The 15,654-nt window shown below is 56.1% G+C and carries 18 protein-coding genes; 4 read left to right on the top strand and 14 right to left on the bottom strand.

Features of this window, described 5'->3' with window-relative positions; genetic code table 11:
• Positions 1–31: 31 nt before the first annotated feature.
• Positions 32–1,342 carry a dicarboxylate/amino acid:cation symporter gene (locus B2A78_RS03160; RefSeq protein WP_077728457.1) on the bottom strand — a complete coding sequence of 437 codons (1,311 nt, stop codon included), beginning with the start codon at positions 1,340–1,342 and terminating at the stop codon, positions 32–34.
• Positions 1,343–1,638: 296 nt separating this feature from the next.
• Between B2A78_RS03160 and B2A78_RS03155 the strand changes: the two genes are divergently transcribed.
• Positions 1,639–2,121, top strand: a complete 483-nt coding sequence (locus B2A78_RS03155) for a PepSY domain-containing protein (protein ID WP_133717645.1) — start codon at positions 1,639–1,641, stop codon at positions 2,119–2,121.
• 184 nt (positions 2,122–2,305) lie between these two features.
• Here B2A78_RS03155 and B2A78_RS03150 read toward each other — a convergent pair whose 3' ends face one another.
• Both B2A78_RS03150 and B2A78_RS03145 read right to left on the bottom strand, forming a co-directional pair.
• Positions 2,306–3,283 (bottom strand): FAD-binding oxidoreductase, encoded by a 978-nt coding sequence (locus B2A78_RS03150; protein ID WP_077728455.1) that lies wholly within the window; start codon positions 3,281–3,283, stop codon positions 2,306–2,308.
• Between the two features lie 29 nt (positions 3,284–3,312).
• Positions 3,313–3,681: a group 1 truncated hemoglobin gene (locus B2A78_RS03145; protein ID WP_077728454.1), complete on the bottom strand. Its 369-nt coding sequence runs from the start codon at positions 3,679–3,681 to the stop codon at positions 3,313–3,315.
• A 349-nt stretch (positions 3,682–4,030) separates the two neighbouring features.
• Between B2A78_RS03145 and B2A78_RS03140 the strand changes: the two genes are divergently transcribed.
• A complete protein-coding gene (locus B2A78_RS03140) occupies positions 4,031–4,531 on the top strand; it encodes a cytochrome P460 family protein (protein ID WP_240502385.1) in 501 nt (166 codons plus the stop codon).
• Between the two features lie 218 nt (positions 4,532–4,749).
• On the top strand, positions 4,750–5,073 hold the full coding sequence (gene fdxA / locus B2A78_RS03135; protein ID WP_077728452.1) for a ferredoxin FdxA: 324 nt from the start codon (positions 4,750–4,752) through the stop codon (positions 5,071–5,073).
• 333 nt (positions 5,074–5,406) lie between these two features.
• Here the strand turns inward: fdxA and B2A78_RS03130 are convergent, their stop codons facing one another.
• Positions 5,407–5,658, bottom strand: coding sequence for a hypothetical protein (locus B2A78_RS03130; protein ID WP_139841142.1), 252 nt, complete (start codon positions 5,656–5,658; stop codon positions 5,407–5,409).
• A 291-nt stretch (positions 5,659–5,949) separates the two neighbouring features.
• Here B2A78_RS03130 and cysB point away from each other — a divergent pair, with 291 nt between their 5' ends.
• Positions 5,950–6,924 (top strand): HTH-type transcriptional regulator CysB, encoded by a 975-nt coding sequence (cysB, locus tag B2A78_RS03125; protein WP_077728450.1) that lies wholly within the window; start codon positions 5,950–5,952, stop codon positions 6,922–6,924.
• 46 nt (positions 6,925–6,970) lie between these two features.
• Here cysB and B2A78_RS03120 read toward each other — a convergent pair whose 3' ends face one another.
• From B2A78_RS03120 to B2A78_RS03075, 10 genes are all read right to left on the bottom strand, one after another.
• Positions 6,971–7,708, bottom strand: a complete 738-nt coding sequence (locus B2A78_RS03120; protein WP_077728449.1) for a phosphoadenylyl-sulfate reductase — start codon at positions 7,706–7,708, stop codon at positions 6,971–6,973.
• Between the two features lie 162 nt (positions 7,709–7,870).
• Positions 7,871–9,499 carry a chaperonin GroEL gene (groL, locus tag B2A78_RS03115; RefSeq protein WP_077728448.1) on the bottom strand — a complete coding sequence of 543 codons (1,629 nt, stop codon included), beginning with the start codon at positions 9,497–9,499 and terminating at the stop codon, positions 7,871–7,873.
• A 42-nt stretch (positions 9,500–9,541) separates the two neighbouring features.
• Positions 9,542–9,832, bottom strand: coding sequence for a co-chaperone GroES (gene groES / locus B2A78_RS03110; RefSeq protein WP_077728447.1), 291 nt, complete (start codon positions 9,830–9,832; stop codon positions 9,542–9,544).
• Between the two features lie 235 nt (positions 9,833–10,067).
• The gene (locus B2A78_RS03105) at positions 10,068–11,339 is read right to left on the bottom strand and encodes an FAD-dependent oxidoreductase (RefSeq protein WP_077728446.1); all 1,272 of its coding nucleotides are present in this window, start codon (positions 11,337–11,339) and stop codon (positions 10,068–10,070) included.
• A 50-nt stretch (positions 11,340–11,389) separates the two neighbouring features.
• Entirely contained in the window at positions 11,390–11,710 is a 321-nt protein-coding gene (locus B2A78_RS03100; RefSeq protein WP_077728445.1) for a c-type cytochrome, read from the bottom strand.
• Between the two features lie 354 nt (positions 11,711–12,064).
• Positions 12,065–12,280: a DUF2905 domain-containing protein gene (locus B2A78_RS03095; RefSeq protein ID WP_077728444.1), complete on the bottom strand. Its 216-nt coding sequence runs from the start codon at positions 12,278–12,280 to the stop codon at positions 12,065–12,067.
• 3 nt (positions 12,281–12,283) lie between these two features.
• Positions 12,284–13,204: a VWA domain-containing protein gene (locus tag B2A78_RS03090; RefSeq protein WP_077728443.1), complete on the bottom strand. Its 921-nt coding sequence runs from the start codon at positions 13,202–13,204 to the stop codon at positions 12,284–12,286.
• A 2-nt stretch (positions 13,205–13,206) separates the two neighbouring features.
• On the bottom strand, positions 13,207–13,767 hold the full coding sequence (locus B2A78_RS03085; protein WP_143735051.1) for an MxaK protein: 561 nt from the start codon (positions 13,765–13,767) through the stop codon (positions 13,207–13,209).
• Positions 13,755–14,738, bottom strand: coding sequence for a vWA domain-containing protein (locus tag B2A78_RS03080; RefSeq protein ID WP_077728441.1), 984 nt, complete (start codon positions 14,736–14,738; stop codon positions 13,755–13,757). The genes B2A78_RS03085 and B2A78_RS03080 overlap by 13 nt, the downstream gene beginning before the upstream one ends.
• The gene (locus B2A78_RS03075) at positions 14,735–15,646 is read right to left on the bottom strand and encodes a hypothetical protein (protein ID WP_077728440.1); all 912 of its coding nucleotides are present in this window, start codon (positions 15,644–15,646) and stop codon (positions 14,735–14,737) included. Before B2A78_RS03075 ends, B2A78_RS03080 begins: the two co-directional genes overlap by 4 nt.
• Between the last annotated feature and the right edge of the window lie 8 nt (positions 15,647–15,654).

Genomic DNA, 15,654 nt, shown 5'->3' with positions numbered 1-15,654 from the left:
CGCTTCGGCTCATTTAAACAAGGCGTAGCCGTTATCCGCGGCTACGCTTTTTTTCGCGGTCTGATCCGCGTCCTTCCCAAGCATCGAGCAAGATCGCCACGAGCATATCGGCGAGCACGTTTACCCCGGACCGGAGTCTCGCGAGGATCCAGTCGACCGGCGCGATCAGAGGTATCGCTGCGGCTACGATTGTCTCCGGCAAACCTGACGCACTCAGCACCAGTGGAAGGATAATCAATCCCGCTTCCGGAATTCCGGCGACGCCGATAGCCGCCATAAGCGCCGAGAGCACAATAATGGCTTGTTGTCCGGCTCCAAGCCCGTAACCCAATGCCTGTGCCAGGAACAGTGCCGCCATAGCCTCGTACAGCGTGATGCCGTCGTTATTAAGATTTGTTCCGGCGCAAACCGCGATGCGCGCAGATGAGTCCGAGACGCCGATGGTCCTCAGGCACCGCAAGGTAACGGGCATGGCCGCCAAACTGCTGTTTGCCGATAAGCCGGTCATGATGGCATCCGCGCCTTGCTTCAGATAAATGTGCGGTGGCTTTCCACCCGCCAGCCATGCCGCCAAGGGATAATAAACGAGGCCGTGCAAAGCCAGGCCAAGGCTTATAACACCGAGAAACCCGCCTAAATCGGCGAAGATTTCCAGACCGGTTTTTCCGACGACTTGAGCTACGAGGCCGAAGACTGCGAACGGAACGGCTTCGACAACCCAAGAAAGCACCTTGGCTAGAATCTGATAGGCCGAGGATACAAATCCTTCCAACGGTCGAATGTCTGCGATATCGCTCTCGCCTTGGCGATCTTTAAGCCAGCGTAGGGCGGCGCCGAATAGCAAGGCGAGCAGAACTACCGAGATCACGTTATTGCCGGCAAGCGGTTCGATCAGGCTTTGAGGGATATAGGCGCCGAGGTTCTTCAATGGGTTGAGGGTTGCCGCCGGGACCGCGTTTGAGCTCGCCAGAGCGGAATTTCCGGAAAGTTGGGCGGTGAGTTGCTCGATCCTGTCCTGCCATGCCAGCCCGGGTTCTATCGCATTCATCAGCAGCAAGCCGATCATGCAAGCGACCGAAACGTTGATGAGGCAAATCGTCACCAGCCGTCCTCCGCTTCTTGCGGATATATGGGTTCGCGCAAATGCATCGAGAATCGCAAATAGAATGAGCGGCACGGCAAGCGCTTTCAAGAGTCGGATCACGAGCATTCCGAGCTGCCCGAGATGGTCGTTTCGAAGGCCCCAAAGATAAGCTTCATCGCCACCGACGACGCCGAGTAACGCTCCCAGCGCGACGCCTATCAGTACGCGTATCGACAGGGGCCATCGTTTTGCTTTCATGTTCAGTTTCTGTTGATCGAAAGAGAGGATGTTATCGCATCGTTCAAGACTAAGGCGGTCGGCGTAGCTTAAGGCGACATTTCCGATAGTCCAGGGGGCCTGGGACTAGTGCCCATTTCGGCATGGCGCGGTCTTCAGGCGTGGTTTCGGCCGTTCTGCGTTAGGGATTTGTCCCAATTGACGGTACTCGCGCTTGTTGCTTACATCACTCGAACGAGAGGCTGCTCACTGCCCAAATAGCCAAGGCGATGAGCGGCGCATTTCTATTCATCGGACGGACAAGGAGGGTTCGAATCATGAGATTTATCACCTTCGGTTTATTGTGTCTCGTCAGTCTTACCGGTTGTGACGGCTCCGGGAGTTCAGGCGAGAAGAAGGTTCCTTTGGATCAAGTGCCGCCAGCCGTAAGAGCAACGGCAGACAAGGCGGTGCCTGGAGTCCAATGGGAGAAAGCTGAGACGGAAACGGAAAAGGGCCAGGCCATTTACGAACTGAAGGGACGTGATTCATCGAATCGTAAAGTAGAGGTTGAGGTGACGCCCGAAGGGACATTGGTCGAGGCCGAGACCGAGATTCCGTTGGAGGAGGTCCCCATCGTCGCGCGTGAAGCATTGAAAGCGAGGCTGCCCAATTTCAAACCGGACGAGGTCGAATCGGTCACTAAGGGAATTGGCCCCGCCGGATACGAGTTCGAGGGACGGGACGAAAGGAACAAGAAGATCGAGGTTTTTGTTTCGGCGGATGGCACTCAGGTGACCATCGAGGAAGATGATGACTGAGGAAGGTATTTTTTACGCTCGGTCGGTTTCGCACCACCCTGAGCAACATCTACTCGACGGGAGCGGCCTGAAGGTAGCCTCCACATCTCACGTCTCCGTCGATATCAGGGGCAGGGATGGTCGCGGCGGTTCACGTTCCTGCCGACGCCAAACCCGGGACCCGCTAGGCTCCGAGTTTTTTCGATCAGCTGGGAATCACACGTGACGTGAACGCGTCGCACACGATGTCTTTCATGGATGCGCCTGCCAGGAAGGCTTTCTTTTGAGCGGCTTTCACCATTTCCGGGTGTCCGCACAGAAAAACTCGCCATCCTGTCAAGTTGGGCACCTCATTCAACGCGATCTGGTGAACCCTTCCGCTTGCGAATTCTTTCGAAACGTGGCTGCCCGAAAGACAGGCTGTGTACTCGAAATTGGAGTAGGCTCTGGTAAGTTCTCGCAGTTTATCGGTTAGGTAGAGACCGTTCGGAGTCCGGCTGCCGTGAAAGAGCCTGATCGGTCCGATATGGCCCTGGGCGAGAGCGTCACGAACGACGCCGTACAGCGGCGCCAGTCCGCTGCCCGTGCCGATCAGCAGCAGGCCTTGTTCGGGCGATCCGGGTAGGTAATAGCAATCGCCGCCTGGACCTTGAATGTCGATCGTGTCGCCCGGGCGCAAGGCGTCGTGCACCCAATTGCTCACTTTCCCTTGTGGTACTCGCCGTACGTGGATATGAATATGAGGATCTTCGGTCGGTAGGCTGGCGACGGAATAGCTTCGCGCCAGATTCTCGCCCTGATACAGGTTGATGAATTGACCGGCCCGATACTCGATCTGTTCGTGGGCTTTCAGGCTGACCTGCATGATCTCGGCGTTTAGAAGCTCCATGCCCACAATCGTCGCGGGGGTCCTGGAAAGCTCGTTGCCAGGCAACGAGACTGAAAGGGTTTCTTCCGGATTGCAAATACACGCCAGAAAGTAATTCTTGGCTTTTAGCGTCGGCTTCAGTCCTTTTTGCGAAGCTTCCGGTGGACGCCCGACCTCCGCCCGCATCAGACAGGCTTGGCAAATACCGGCGCGACAACCGAACGGCACGGATGCGCCGTGCTCGGTCAAACACTCAAGAACGGACTGACCGTCGCGTAGCGAATAGATTTGTCCATCGTAGCGGATATTCGGCATCGAGACCCTTCCCCAGAATAAACCGCGGGTTATCGACCGAGAACGTCGTTCCGAGTACTTTCGGCGATGGCCGCAGCTTCGGCAATAAGTTCTTCCGGAACTTTGAGTTCCTGCATGGTCGCGGCCAGGTTTTCCATCACCGCATCAAAATGAGCGTCGTTCAATCCGTTCTTGACAAGATGAGCGTGGCCTCGCCGCATGTCGAGACCGGAGTAGTGATGGGGACCCCCGAATGCCATGGTCAAGAATGCTTTCTGCTTGGCCGCTTGTGCCTCCATGTCGACGCTTTCGAAGAAATGGGCGATTCGGTCGTCGCTCAAGACCTTGCGGTAAAAAATATCGACGGCAGCGTCTACGGCAGCTTCGCCCCCCAGCTTTTCAAAAAGACTTTGGCTCATTTAGAGTTCTCCAAAACTATGGGTTTCTGTCAATCATGTAGCATTAATGCATCTTTACGCGCATAAAAAAACGCGTAAATCGCGTTTATTGCACTTAATATGCGTGCTCGATGAATATTAAGAGACGGTACGCTACTCTGTCAATCGGCCTAGGTTTGCGGATTGCAGGCTTGGACAAAAAGACCGAAAATCGGCTGCCTTTGTCCCCGGCATCCGCTAGACGCAACACCTTGGCAAGGTTCGACGATCGGTAGCGCTGGATTTACCTTATTCGAGTGAAGTGCCGGTGATAACGTGTGTTCGTCTTCGCTAGGGGGCAAGTTTTACGACTCTCAGAGGAGATTTTGCAGTGAAAAGAATTATGATGATCTTGGGGGCCGCGGTCATCGCGACGTTTGCTTGGGCGGAACAGTCCAATGTAGCACCGGCTCCGAATGGGATTACGATCCCGCAGAATTATAAAGATTGGCGGCTAATCGCTGTTTCTCAGCGTCCGGAAACCAGTACGCTCCGTGCCATTTTAGGTAATGATGTCGCTATTGCTGCGGCGAGAGCCGGAAATACCAATCCTTGGCCAGATGGAGCGGTGCTGGCCAAGCTGGTGGTAAAGCAAAAAAACCATCCCAAATATCCCACGGCCATGGTGCCGGGTGAATTCGTCCATGCCGAGTTCATGATCAAGGATTCAGCCAAGTATGCTTCAACGGGCGGCTGGGGTTTTGCCCGCTGGCTGGGAGAGAAGCAGGAACCTTATGGCAAGGACGCGAATTTTGCACAGGAATGCGTCGGCTGCCACACGACTGTTCAACAGAACGATTGGGTATTCACGGGACCGATCAATTTGCCTTGAACCGGAAAAGACGATATCGGCGGGGGTTGCTTGGGAATTGCCCCAGGTGCATGTAAAATGCGCCTCTTAATTTCAAGAGGCTGCCCGTCACTGCTGCTTGCAAGATAGATTGGAACGGGTTTGGCGGGGCGGTGAAACTGCACGCATAGAGCCGAGTCCAATAACGAGCGAAACAGGCTGTTATCTGGTAACCCATACAGCTTACAGGAAAATTTGAAATGACTTTCGTAGTAACCGAAAACTGCATCAAGTGCAAATTTACCGATTGCGTCGATGTTTGCCCGGTCGACTGCTTTCACGAGGGGCCGAATTTTCTAGTCATCGATCCTGATGAATGTATCGACTGCACTTTATGCGAGCCCGAATGCCCCGCGAACGCGATTTATTCCGAAGATGAAGTTCCGGAGGGCCAGGAACAATTCATCCAATTGAACGCGGAGCTTTCGAAAGTGTGGCCAAGCATCACGGAAGTCAAGCCAGCTTTGGAAGATGCGGACGAGTGGAACGGCAAACCGGACAAGATGCAATATCTCGAAAAATAATCGGAAGGTCGTGGCTAGCGATGAGTTATACGGCGGGGAGTTCAATCGGGTTCGATAATTCGTCTTTTCGTCGCCTCAACTGAAAAGTCTCAATCTCCGCTGTCGAGGGCGCTGTTGAAGTCAGCAGCGCCTTTTTGTCGTGAACAGTCGGTCTTGAACCGAACACGTTTCAGCAGCTGCCGCTGCTGTTTTCACAATCGCTCAAGATTTGTCGTCCGCTCTTGGAAAACTGAACTGGGCGGCGCGTGCCGGGATGTGCGCACCAGGCTGCGGGGTCTTGTAAGATATACGGCTCGATCCCGATGAAATCGTCTTCATAAGGATCTTCGGTAATCATGCGGAAGTGCGTTCGCACGCCGCGATCCGCTCCCCGCGTGGAAAGATGTATCCGTCCTCGTCGCGAAACTTTTCGTAGGTGCCGCGGTAAATGACCGCATGGCCGCGGTCGATGTACTCCTTGCCTTCGCCTTTTACGGTGGTTACGGTCACCGATCGGAATTCGATGCTCCGATGGCCTGCCACGGCATCGTATCCCACTTGTCCAGCTTCACCGCAACGGAGGTCCGACTCGACCCATGCTTTCAAGAATTCCTGTTCCTGAGGCACCCGAAATACAAGCGCTCCGCAGTTTCGAGTCGGTTTTGAGGTGGAGCGGGAACCGGTTCGTCGGAAACGATACCGGCAACGGCGACAGGCGTTTAGCAGTCCTCGCAGATCTTACCTAGAGATAGAGTATTTGCCGAAATTCGGGGCTGCTCGAGGTTGGTAGCTTTTCGCGATTAATTCAGCCTTAGAGTTGAGCTTTGCGAAATGATGCTATTGAAAAGAGTATAATTTTTGTTTCCCTCGTTCACTCGGGATGACGCCGAAGACGCCATGAAATTGCAGCAATTACGCTATATCTGGGAAGTTGCGCAGCACGAATTGAATGTTTCTGCGACGGCGGACAGCCTCTACACGTCGCAGCCCGGAATTAGCAAGCAAGTCCGGCTTTTGGAGGATGAACTGGGGCTTCCGATTTTCGCGCGGAACGGCAAGCACCTGACGGAGATTACCGCAGCCGGCAAGCAGATTGTGGCGATTGCCGGAGAAATTTTGGGCAAGGTCCAGGATATAAAGAATATCGCGCAGGAACACCGCGACAATAAGGTCGGTTCGCTGTCCATCGCCACTACGCACACGCAGGCGCGCTATGCGCTTCCTCCCGCCATAAAGGAGTTCATGCGTCGTTACCCCGGGATCAAGCTCAATATCAACCAGGGCACGCCGATGCAGATTTCCGAATTGGCGTCGCGCGGGGTTGTCGATATGGCGATTGCCACCGAAGCGATGGAGCTCTTCGAGAATCTCGTCATGCTGCCGTGTTACCAGTGGAATCGCTGTGTCTTGGTACAGCAGGGGCATCCATTGACGGAAAAGGCGGAGCTAACTTTGCAGGATGTCGCCGAGTATCCCATCGTGACTTACGTCTTCGGATTTACCGGACGTTCGCAGCTGGATCAGGCGTTCGAGAAGGCAAATCTGCATCCCCAGTTAGCTTTGACTGCGGTGGATGCGGACGTGATCAAGACCTATGTAAGGCTCGGTTTGGGAGTCGGAATCGTTGCCAAGATGGCTTACGACCCTGTCGCGGACGCCGATCTGATTCCGCTCGATGCCAGTCATATGTTCGGTTTGAGCACGACGAAGATCGGGCTGCGGCGGGATATGTTCATCCGCGGATTCATTTACGAGTTCATCCGCTTATTCGCGCCGCATCTGACGCGGGAATTGGTGGAACAAGCCATGACCCAGCGGGAACAAAAAGACGTCGATGCCTTGTTCGAGAATATCGCGCTGCCGGTGCGCTAGTTTTCGCATGCCCGGCTTGGTGATGCGCCAAGGCCGGTGTTGATCCTCAAGCTTTTTCAGCTGTTTTCAGATTCCCGGCATGTAGGCCGCATTCCTTCTTCCCGGCATCTTCCCACCACCACCGGCCTTCGCGCTCATGCTGATTGGGCAGAATCGGCCGAGTGCAAGGTTCGCAGCCTATGCTGACGAAACCTTTACGATGCAGTTCGTTGAAGGGCACGTCGTAGGCTTCGATGTAATCCCACACCTGCGCCGACGACCAGTTCGCGAGCGGATTGAATTTGATCAGGCGATGGTCGGGCGTGGAAAAAGCTTCGTCAAGCTCGATCTCGGCCAAATTTTCCCGAGTCGGGTTTTGGTCGCGTCGCTGACCGGTAATCCAGGCGTCCAGCTGACTAAGCTTCCGGCGAAGCGGCTCGACCTTGCGGATGCTGCAACATTCGTGATGGCCGTCTTTGTAGAAGCTGAATAAGCCTTTTTCTCTGACTAAAGTTTCCAGTTGCACGCGATCCGGCGAAAGAACGTCCAGCCGAATGGGGTAGCGCTCCCGAACGGTCTCGATCAATCTGTAGGTTTCGGGATGCAAGCGACCGGTATCCAAGGTGAAGACCTGAATGCCCGGCTTGAGCTTGCTGGCTAGGTCGATCAATACCACGTCTTCGGCGCCGCTGAAGGAAATGGCGATGTTGTCGAACCATGTCAGCGCCGCCTTGAGAATCGCGCGGGGATTTTTTCCGGCCAATTCGCCTTTAAGCTGATCGAGATCGAAGAATTGAGTACTCATGTCGTATCGGGGTAGAAACCGTGACGGATAAGGTAACACACGAGATTCAATCCTAAAAATTCTAAAAACAACTTTTGATATAGAAAAACGGGATAAGATCAGACGAAAAAGCCCCGCCGTTTTCGGCGGGGCTTTGGTGTTCTCGGTCGTGGAAGCAACCGATTACATCATGTCTTCCATTCCGGCACCGGGCATGCCGGCTCCTTTTTCTTTCTTCGGCTGTTCGGCCACCATGGCTTCCGTGGTGAGCATCAGACCGGCCACGGACGCGGCGTTCTGCAGCGCGGAACGGGTGACCTTGGTCGGGTCCAGGATACCCATCTGAATCATGTCGCCGTATTCACCGGTCGCAGCGTTGTAGCCGAAGGTGCCTTCGCCTCCCTGAACCCGGTTCAGGACGACCGAAGCTTCTTCGCCCGCGTTGGTCACGATTTGACGCAGCGGCTCCTCGATCGAACGGCGCAGGATGGCGATACCCACGGTCTGGTCGTGGTTCTTGCCCTGCAGATCCTTCAGCGCGTTTTGAGCACGGATGAAAGCGACGCCGCCGCCCGGAACGATGCCTTCTTCAACCGCAGCGCGGGTTGCGTGCAGCGCGTCTTCCACGCGGGCTTTCTTTTCTTTCATCTCGACTTCGGTGGCTGCGCCGACTTTGATCACGGCAACGCCGCCGGCCAGCTTGGCCACGCGCTCTTGCAGTTTCTCGCGATCGTAGTCCGAGGTGGTGTCTTCGATCTGCTTGCGGATCTGCTCGACGCGAGCCTTGATGTCTTCCGCTTTGCCGGCGCCGTCGACGATGGTGGTGTTTTCCTTGTTGATCTGGATCTTCTTCGCACTGCCGAGATCGCCCAGGTCGACTTTTTCGAGGCTCAGGCCCAGTTCTTCGGAAATGACGCGGCCACCGGTCAGGATGGCGATGTCTTCCAGCATGGCCTTGCGGCGATCGCCGAAGCCCGGCGCCTTAACGGCGCAAACCTTGATGATGCCGCGCATGGTGTTGACTACCAGGGTCGCCAACGCTTCGCCTTCGACATCCTCGGCGACGATCAACAGCGAACGACCGGATTTCGCCACTTTTTCGAGCAGCGGCAGCAAGTCGCGGATGTTGGAGATCTTCTTGTCGTGCAGCAGGATGTACGGGTTTTCGAGCTCGACGCTCATGGTTTCTTGGCTGTTGATGAAATAGGGCGAGAGATAGCCGCGGTCGAACTGCATACCCTCGACAACATCCAGTTCGTTGTCCAAACCGGAACCTTCCTCAACGGTAATCACGCCTTCCTTGCCCACCTTGTCCATCGCGTCGGCGATGATTTTGCCGATGCTCTCGTCGGAGTTGGCGGAGATGGTGCCGACCTGGGCGATGGCTTTACTGTCGGTGCAGGGCTTGGAGAGTTTCTTCAGCTCTTCGATGACCACGCCGACCGCCTGATCGATGCCGCGTTTGATATCCATCGGGTTTGCACCCGCCGCTACGGATTTCAAGCCTTCGCGGACAATGGCCTGAGCCAGGACGGTTGCCGTGGTGGTGCCGTCGCCGGCGACGTCGGACGTCTTCGAGGCGACTTCCTTCACCATCTGAGCGCCCATGTTCTCGAACTTGTCTTTCAGTTCGATCTCTTTTGCGACCGAAACGCCGTCTTTGGTGACGGTCGGTGCGCCGAAGCTCTTTTCCAGCACGACGTTACGGCCTTTCGGGCCCAGGGTCTGCTTCACTGCGTCGGCCAGAACGTTAACCCCGGCCAGCATGCGCTGACGGGCGTCATCGGAAAAACGGACTTCTTTAGCTGCCATCAGTTAATTCCTCCAAAATCAGTCTGAACGTTAGGTCGTGGATCAGGCTTCGAATACGCCCATGATGTCGTCTTCGCGCAGCATCAGATATTCGGTGCCGTCGATTTTGACTTCGGTACCGGCATACTTGCCGAACAAGACTTTGTCACCGACTTTTACATCCAGTGCGCGCACTTGACCGTTATCCAGGGCTTTTCCGTTTCCTACAGCAACCACTTCGCCTTTGATCGGCTTTTCCTTTGCGGTGTCGGGAATGACGATTCCGCCCGGGGATGTTTTTTCTTCTTCCCAGCGTTTTACGACGATACGGTCATGCAAGGGACGAATTTTCATGATGACTGTTTTCTCCTTGAAGAAGTTTGAACCTCAAAAAAACACTGTAGTGTTAGCACTCTCTGTCGAGAGCTGCTAACAATATAGCGATGCGGATTTAGTTTTCAAGGGGCGCAATATGAAATTTTGATTACCGAATCGAGCTAGCATTTCAGAAAAGGTGAAGGCCAGCGTTAGGCTGGCCTTCGGTTTTATGGCCTCGCGTGGCCGGTCTTGTGGAAAGCGGGTCGCCGCCCTACCTAAACGAATCCGCGAAGATGTTGTCGGCCCAATGGAACATGTGCTCGTAATTTTCCGACGACGGCTCCGCCGCTTCGCCGAACGAATCCTCGACGCGCTTCATGCTGTGCGTTGTCGGATCGTATTGGTAAACCGCAGTCAACCACGACGCTTCGGTCTCGGTGATGGGGCTGAAGCAGGCCGAATTGGTCGTCGGCTGCGGGTCCGGTGTTTCGCCGACGAACGCGCGGATGATCGAGTCGACGCAAACTTTGGCCTGGGAGTTCGCCATGTGGCCGGACTTCGGTTGTGCCGTTGCCTGAGAATCGCCGATCACATAGATGTTTTCGTAGACGGTTGAACCGTAAGTCAGCGGATCGACCGTCGCCCATCGGCCCGTCGGATCGTTGACCACGCCGGCGTCGAAGACGATCTGTCCGGCTTTCTGGTTGGGAATCATGTTGAGCACGTCCGCCGACAACGTGCCGATCGTGGTGTCTATTGTCTTGAGCGATGAATTGACTTGGGTAATGCCTACGTTGGCGTGGTATTCGAGCGTTCCTGCATAGGTCTGGCTGAATGCCGTGCCGAATGTATGCGGCTCGGCCACGATGTCTGGGTTCGCATCCAGCACGATGATCTTCGAACGTCGCTTCTTGCGCTTCAGATAAGCGGCGACGATACATGCACGCTCATATGGGCCGGGTGGGCAGCGATAGGGCGCTTTGGGGACGTTCATGACGAACACGCCACCGTCCGGCATGGCCGCCAATTGATTCTTGAGCAGGGTAGTCTGGGGCCCGGCTTTCCAGGCGTGGGGCGTCAGGTTCGGGTCGTACAGACGTTCGGCTCCGGCCGGATTCGGGTTGATGAAGTCGATGCCGGGCGCAAGGATCAGATGCTCGTAGTCTAGTGTGGCGCCATTCGACAGACCCACCTTGCTACCGACCGGGTCGATGGCGGCAGCCATGGCTTGGACGATCTTGACGCCTCGATTTCTTAAACCGTCGTAGCTTAGGTTGATCCGGTTCATCGAGATGGCGCCGGTGATGACCAGGTTGGACAAAATACAGGCGTAGTGTGTGGCGTTGGGCTCAACCAGGGTGACATCGATGGTATTGTCCCAATGTTTGAGGTATTTGGCGGCCGTTGCGCCAGCGAAGCCTCCGCCGATGATGACGACTCGATTCGAGAGCGGTGTCGCGGCGCTCAAACTTCTGGGTATGGCCGCAACAAGCGAGGTTGCGCCGGCGAGTTTTAGAAATTGCCGTCTGTTGAAAGCAGTCATATTTAGTCTCTCCTGTCGGGAGTTGGCGTCATTGGTCCTGCGGTAGGAGGCTAGTCGTCCGAGGACGAGGCTCGCGGAAGCGAGCCAAGGTAGTCGGCGATCAACCGTAGTTGATCATCGGTATAACCGCGGGCTTGCCTGTCCATGATGTCCTCGACCGGGCGGTACTTTCTTTCGATCAGCTCGTCATACAACTCGTCGGCAGACTCCCCTGCCAGCGACTCGTAGCCCGAACCGTCGGTTCCGTGACATTGCGCGCATTGCGCGGCAAGGAGACGTCCGGCGGGAGGCTCGGAAAAGGCGCTTAGTGGAGTGGCCGTGGCAGTAATCAATACGAAACACGTTCTTAGGGGGTAAAACGATTTACGCATGTGTTACCTCGCTCGGTGACGTTAATGAGGTTTGGCCAATTCGTTTGCCGTCGCGCGGTCACTTAAGTTTCCCCGCGCGACGGGACGTTTCTCTGTCGCCCTTGGTGGGGGGCAGGTTTCGGGTGTGTTTCGGTAACCCTACGGGATGTACTGAAATTTCCATGCCGCGGCCGCTTTCTGGGCGGATTCTTGTTCCCGAATACTGGGTTAACGTACCGGGTCGTGACCAAAGGAGTTACAGAATATGCTAATAAAACAATAAGTTGATATGGCATTAGCGGAAACCCGTGCTGGTGTTCACGCGGCTAGATGAAGCTGCGACGATGGACGCGAGCTCGGCGGTTGTGACGCCGGCTAGCGACGAAAGAACAGGTTGATCAGCAGAGTCAGCGCGAGGCTGATGATGATCATGGAGGTGATGGGGATGAATATGTACCGGTTCTCGTCCTGAATCCGGATATCACCGGGAAGCTTTCCGAACCAGCCGAACAGTCCCGGGGCGTAGGATAGGACCAATCCGAGCAGAAACAGGCCGATACCGACGTAGATGAGAATTTTCCCGAAAGACATCGCTCAAGTCCTCTTTGACGCTTCGCCACCATCAATCAAGTAGACCGTCGCGAACAGCAAGAGTGCTGCGATGCCTAGCAGCCACCGAATGTCGGTTTTGGTCGTGCGGCGCTCGACGAATTCCGGGGCGCGTAATGCGTCCATGAGACCTTCCGGCGTTTCCAGGCGATGATAGCGGAGGCCGGTTGTCGCGCTCAGTTCGCGTAGATGGTTTTCGTCCAGCCAGGAAAGATAATAGCCTTCGCGCGGCGGTCGGGGTACGGTCTCGGTTGTTTCGTAGGCTGTGCTGGATTCCGGCATTTGCGCGATATCGGTGTTTTCCCAATAACCGATGAGCCGGTTTTCGCGATCGTATTTCGGCACTGTGGTCGGATGCAATCCGCCCACACCCACGATCAAGCCAGCGATTTCTCCCGGTTTTCCGGAAAATGTCGGTCGTATTGTTTGCGGCGGTGCTTCCTGGCCGTCGGTGAAGAGCGCCAGCCGAATGCCGGGATCTCGGTTTTTTACGTCCCGGATAGCGGCATAAACGCCTTGAGCGACAAAGCTGTTGGCTGCCCAGGCCATGCGCCAGTCGACATGGCCGAGCACATCGTCGATCACGCGCAGGTGTTCGCACACTTCTATGGGTTCGAACAGTAATTGAACGCTCTGAGTGGTGAAAAGTCCGAGCCCGACTTCCGAGCCGCACGGAAGATCATGCACCGCCTGCCGGATCGATTCCTTGACGAAATTGAGCCGGTCCGCCGGCATGTTTGCGACATGGTAATCGCGGACATTCATGCTTTGCGTGATGTCGATGACGAAGGCATAGCGATAGACCCGAAGCGGCAGCGGGAGTTTCGGATCGGCAAAGGTCAGCGCCACGAGCACGGTGGCAACGAACAGCGCCGTCGTGCGCCAGTCCCGGCGAACGAGCCGCATCCTCACGGCGCACCACCCGGAATCGTGGGCACGGTAGCGAATACACTGGGTTTCGCTCCGTGCCAATCCGCCTTTTCCCGCTCCTTGGCCGGCGGGGTAATCCTATGTGCGTATTCGAGATTGAAACGGGCATCCCAGTTAGCCGGATTCAGCCGAAGAGTCTTCTGCAACTGTTCCTTGGCCAGGGCGACCAGCGTGTTGACACGGACATATTCCAATACGCCTTTGGCGTTCCACAGTTGGGCGGCCTCTCGAAGATACAGTGTTCCAAGATTGTAATGAACCTGCTCGCGAAGGTGCTCGTCGCCGCGTTCGAGAATGGTGGTGTAAAGGCGCAGGGCTTCCTGCGTCTCGCCCGATCGTTCGAGCCGATGGGCTTTGGCGAGTACCAGAACGGGCGGTGTTTTGTCGTCGACCTCGACCCTTTCCGGCTGGGAGATTAGAGTGTTTTGGCGGGCGATTCTGAAAACGGCATAACTTTCGTAAACGACTCCGGCCAGGAGGGCTGCCAGAAGACCCCAGATCAGCATCGGCGAGCGCCACATTCGCATCAAACGGGCCACGACTTCACCTCCAATGCTTTGGCGCTCAGGAGCAGTGCCAGAAATGCGAGAGCAGCGGCATAGCAGTAGCCGGAGATGTCCCTTCGCGGCAGTTTTTCCAGGTAGTGCAGCGGAAGATTTTCCAACTGCTCGACCTCTAGAATTGCGCGCTGCAGCGCTTCCGGATTTTCCGCCTCGAAAGCCCGATAGGGGACGCCAAGGTTTTGGAAATATTGATGTAGAAAATATTCCGGCGTCGTGCTTTCGCCCGGATTGACCGGCTTCTCCGAAAGGCGTCCGCTCCTTGGATTTCGGAGGTAAATCCAGTAAAGGGTCGCCTGCGTTTCCTGAAACCATTGCCGTAGCTGGTCGCGGGTTTCCTCTTCGATGCGCGCCGCTCCGTCCGAGACCAGCAGAACGATTCGGGACCCGGTGAACGGTTTTCCGCTGTAAAAATCGAGCGCCATCGCCAATCCGGGCGCGATGTTGGTTACTCCGTGACCGCGACCGCTGGTCGCTTCGATAGCCGCTAAGATCGCCGGCCGATCTTGAGTGAAAGGCATGACGTAGATTGGTGCAGCCGAGAAATCGATCATGGCGAACAGATCGTGCTCCCGTCGGGCGACGAATTCGGCCAGCAGCTTGCGGGCTATGGCGCCTTTGGTTTCCTGCGCGCGACCGCCCATATAGCTGCCGGAGAAATTCTCGTTCATGCTGCTGCTCCTATCGAGCAGAAGCACGATGTGGGCCCCGGTCCCGACTCTTTCCACCCATTGCTCATGCAAGTAAGGACCCGCGATGCCCAGGCTGAGACTAAGCGCTGCAGCGGCGGCGCTAGACCGCAGCAGTCGATCGAGCATCGTCGACAGCGGATCGCTCGGGAGCATCGAGATGGAGGGATAGGAAATCGCGGCTTGCCCGCGCTTTAATAAAGGAATCAGGGCGGTAATGCCGAGAATCAGTGCCCAAGGTGCGGAAAGCCCGATGCTCAAACACTCCTCCGTTCAGCAAGGACACACTGGCGGCATAAGGCTTCAAGCCGGGAAAACAGGGAATCCGCTGGTATCGGTGCATCGGGGGCGGTGAAAAAGACTTGCCGGGACAGGGCGAAGAAATGGTTAAGCTCGTCTCGAAGCTCGGCGAAGGCCGGATGGTCTGCCAGGAAGGATTCCAATTCCCCGGCAAACAGACGAAAACCGGCGGTGTCGTCCAAGGCTCGGTGCAGGAGCTTGATCGCGGTCCGGTACGCATCGGCATCGGCCGGTTTACGGCTGAGCTTCTTGAGATCGCGCATGGTGCGCGCAAACGGCGGGGCTGTCTTTGTAAAGAACGGCAGCTTGCCGTAACGCCATGCGAGAAGCGGCAGTACGGCCAGGGTTCCGGCGAGATAGGCGATAAGCCTCAGGCGGTGTGACAGGATCGGAAGCGGCTCCGGTACCACGGATTCGCGGATTTCGACTTTTTCGTCTGCAATGTCGGGCGGAATGATCGGTGCGATCGTGATATACCACGGCGGCGTTCGCGCTTCTAGCGGGGCTTGTCCCTGAAAACGGACCGGCAGTGACGGGATGGTCAATTTTTCCGGTTGCCGTACGCCTTTGAACACCTGATAGGTCAGCCGCAGTCGGTAATGGGCTACGTCTTTAGCGTTAGTCTTGGTCCAACTGACGGTGCGGAGATCCAGCCATTCATCGAGCGCGCCGGGCTTGGGCAGATATTCGGTCTCCAAAGCATAGCTTTCGGGTACCGTGATGAGGACGTGATAATCGATCAGGTCTCCCATGACATAGCCGAAATTCCGCGGTGCCGACGGCTCGATGCGAGGCGTCAATTCGGCGGAGCAGGCGAGGGCAGGGGCCAGTAGAAGCGCCGGGCTCAAGCCGAAAAGCAGTTTAAACATCGGGCGCA

This window comes from Methylocaldum sp. 14B, from assembly GCF_002005105.1.
Lineage (GTDB): Bacteria > Pseudomonadota > Gammaproteobacteria > Methylococcales > Methylococcaceae > Methylocaldum.
This window is presented reverse-complemented; position numbering and strand designations above follow the sequence as displayed.